The sequence below is a fragment of the Rhizobium sp. PEPV16 genome (assembly GCF_008919455.1).
GTDB lineage: Bacteria > Pseudomonadota > Alphaproteobacteria > Rhizobiales > Rhizobiaceae > Rhizobium > Rhizobium leguminosarum_Q.
In genome coordinates, this window is record NZ_VSZV01000064.1 from 1 (window position 1) to 2,453 (window position 2,453).

Annotated in this window: 3 protein-coding genes; all 3 read right to left on the reverse strand. The window is 63.6% G+C overall.

Annotated elements, in window-relative coordinates:
* The coding region (locus FY112_RS00580; RefSeq protein WP_151517372.1) for an FAD-dependent oxidoreductase at window positions 1-126 on the reverse strand (126 nt) is incomplete at its 3' end.
* A 5-nt stretch (window positions 127-131) separates the two neighbouring features.
* On the reverse strand, window positions 132-1,370 hold the full coding sequence (locus FY112_RS00585) for a dihydrolipoamide acetyltransferase family protein (protein ID WP_131620467.1): 1,239 nt from the start codon (window positions 1,368-1,370) through the stop codon (window positions 132-134).
* Window positions 1,371-1,373: 3 nt separating this feature from the next.
* Window positions 1,374-2,387, reverse strand: a complete 1,014-nt coding sequence (locus FY112_RS00590) for an alpha-ketoacid dehydrogenase subunit beta (protein WP_065284480.1) — start codon at window positions 2,385-2,387, stop codon at window positions 1,374-1,376.
* Window positions 2,388-2,453: the final 66 nt, after the last annotated feature.

The window sequence follows — 2,453 nt, forward strand, 5'->3', positions numbered from 1 at the left end:
GGTGCCGCCCGGCTTGCCGGCCTCGACGATGACGGTATCGATGCCGAGCTGTCCGGCGCGAATGGCGCAGACATAACCGCCCGGACCGGCGCCGATGACGAGGAGCTTGCAGACGATCTCTTTCATGGATCTCAGCTTTCGATAAAAATGAGCGCTGGCGTTTCGAGCAGCGTTCGGATGCGCTGCACGAAGTTTGCCGCATCCCAGCCGTCGATGATGCGATGATCGAAGCTGGAGGAGAGGTTCATCATCTTGCGCGGCACGAACTGCGTGCCGTCCCAGACCGGTCGTGTGGCGATCTTGTTGACGCCGATGATCGCCACCTCAGGATGATTGATGATGGGTGTCGAGACGATGCCGCCAAGCGCACCGAGCGAACTGATGGTGATGGTAGAGCCGGACAGCTCATCGCGTGTCGCAGTACCCGATCGCGCCGCTTCCGCCAGCCGGTTCATCTCGGCGGCGCAATCCCAGATGCCGCGTGCTTCTGCATGCCGCACCACCGGCACGGTCAGACCGGCCGGCGTCTGCGTGGCGATGCCGATATGCACGGCACTGTAGCGCGTGATGATGCCGGCATCGTCGTCGAAAGTGGCGTTGACGTCGGGCTGCTCGGAAATGGCCTTGACCAGCGCCCGCATCAGGAAGGGCAGAACCGTCAGCTTAGGATGGCCCGGCCTGCGATCGCCGTTCATCGTGGCACGCAACTCCTCGAGCGCGGACATATCCACTTCCTCCACATAGGTGATGTGGGGGATGCGCGAGGCGGAAAGCACCATCTTCTCGGCGATGCGGCGGCGCAGGCCGGTCAGCTTGATCTCCTCGGTCGCCATCTTCCTGGCAAAGCCGTTCTTTGCCGTTGCAGGCGCGGTCCCATGGGTCAGGAATTGCTCGATATCCTCGCGCAGGATGCGCCCGGCCGGCCCGGTCGCCTGCACTTGTCTCAGATCGACGCCGCTTTCCCTGGCGAAGAGCCGCACGGAGGGAGCGGCAAGCGGTTTTTCCGCCGGCGCCGCCGTCGGCACTGGCGCCGTAGGCGCTGGCGGAGCAGGTTTTGCAATTTCGGTCCTGGTCGCGTCAGCAATCCGCGCCTGCGAAATCCCAACGGACTGAGCCTTGCCGACATCTCCCGCCGTCTCGATCCGTACCAGCGGGGCCTTGACCGCGATCCGGTCTCCGACCTCGCCCGCGAGCCAGGTGACGGTGCCACTGACGGGAGACGGAATTTCCACGGTGGCCTTGTCGGTCATGACGGCAGCGATTACCATGTCCTCGCGGACGGGATCTCCCGTCTTCACATGCCATTCCACGATCTCGGCCTCGGCGACCCCTTCCCCGACATCGGGCATCTTGATGATGAATTCGCCCACGGCTCAGGCCTCCATGACTTCGGCAAGCGCCCGCCCGACACGGCCTGGACCGGGGAAATAGTCCCACTCCTGCGCATGCGGATAGGGCGTATCCCAGCCGGCAACACGCACGACCGGTGCTTCGAGATGATAGAAGCAATGTTCCTGCACCAGCGACACAACCTCGGCGCCGAAGCCCGACGTTAAAGTGGCCTCATGAACGACAACGCAGCGCCCGGTCTTGGTGACCGACTTGACGATTGTATCCAGATCGAGCGGCAGCAGGCTTCTGAGATCGATCACCTCGGCATCGATGCCGGCATCCTCGGCCGCAGCAAGCGCCACATGCACCATGGTGCCGTAGGCAACCACCGTCACCGCCGAGCCGGCGCGCCGCACTTCGGCCTTGCCGATCGGGATGGTGTAGTGGCCGTCCGGCACCTCTCCGAGGTCGTGTTTCGACCAGGGCGTCACCGGCCGCTCGTGATGGCCGTCGAAGGGGCCGTTATAGAGGCGCTTCGGCTCCAGGAACATCACGGGGTCTGGATCCTCGATCGCCGCGATCAGCAAGCCTTTGGCGTCATAGGGATTCGACGGCACGATCACTTTCAGCCCGCAGACATGGGTAAAAAGCGCCTCCGGGCTCTGGCTGTGTGTCTGGCCGCCGAAGATACCGCCGCCGGTCGGCATACGCACGACGATCGGGCAGGTGAAATCGCCGTTGGAACGGTAGCGGATACGTGCCGCCTCCTGCGTCAGCTGGTCATAGGCCGGATACATGTAATCGGCGAACTGGATTTCGACACAGGGTTTCAGCCCATAGGCGGCCATGCCGATCGCCGTGCCGACGATGCCGGATTCGCTGATTGGCGTATCGAAGCAGCGCGTTCTGCCGTATTTTGCCTGCAGGCCCTGCGTCGAGCGAAAGACGCCGCCGAAATAACCGACATCCTCGCCGAAAACGACGACGTTGTCGTCACGTGCCATCGAGACGTCCATGGCGCTGCGCACGGCCTCGATCATCGTCATCCTGGCCATGTCAGTACCCCGCCTTCTGCCGCTGGCGGCGGATATGCGGCGGCATCTCGGCATAGACGCCCTCGA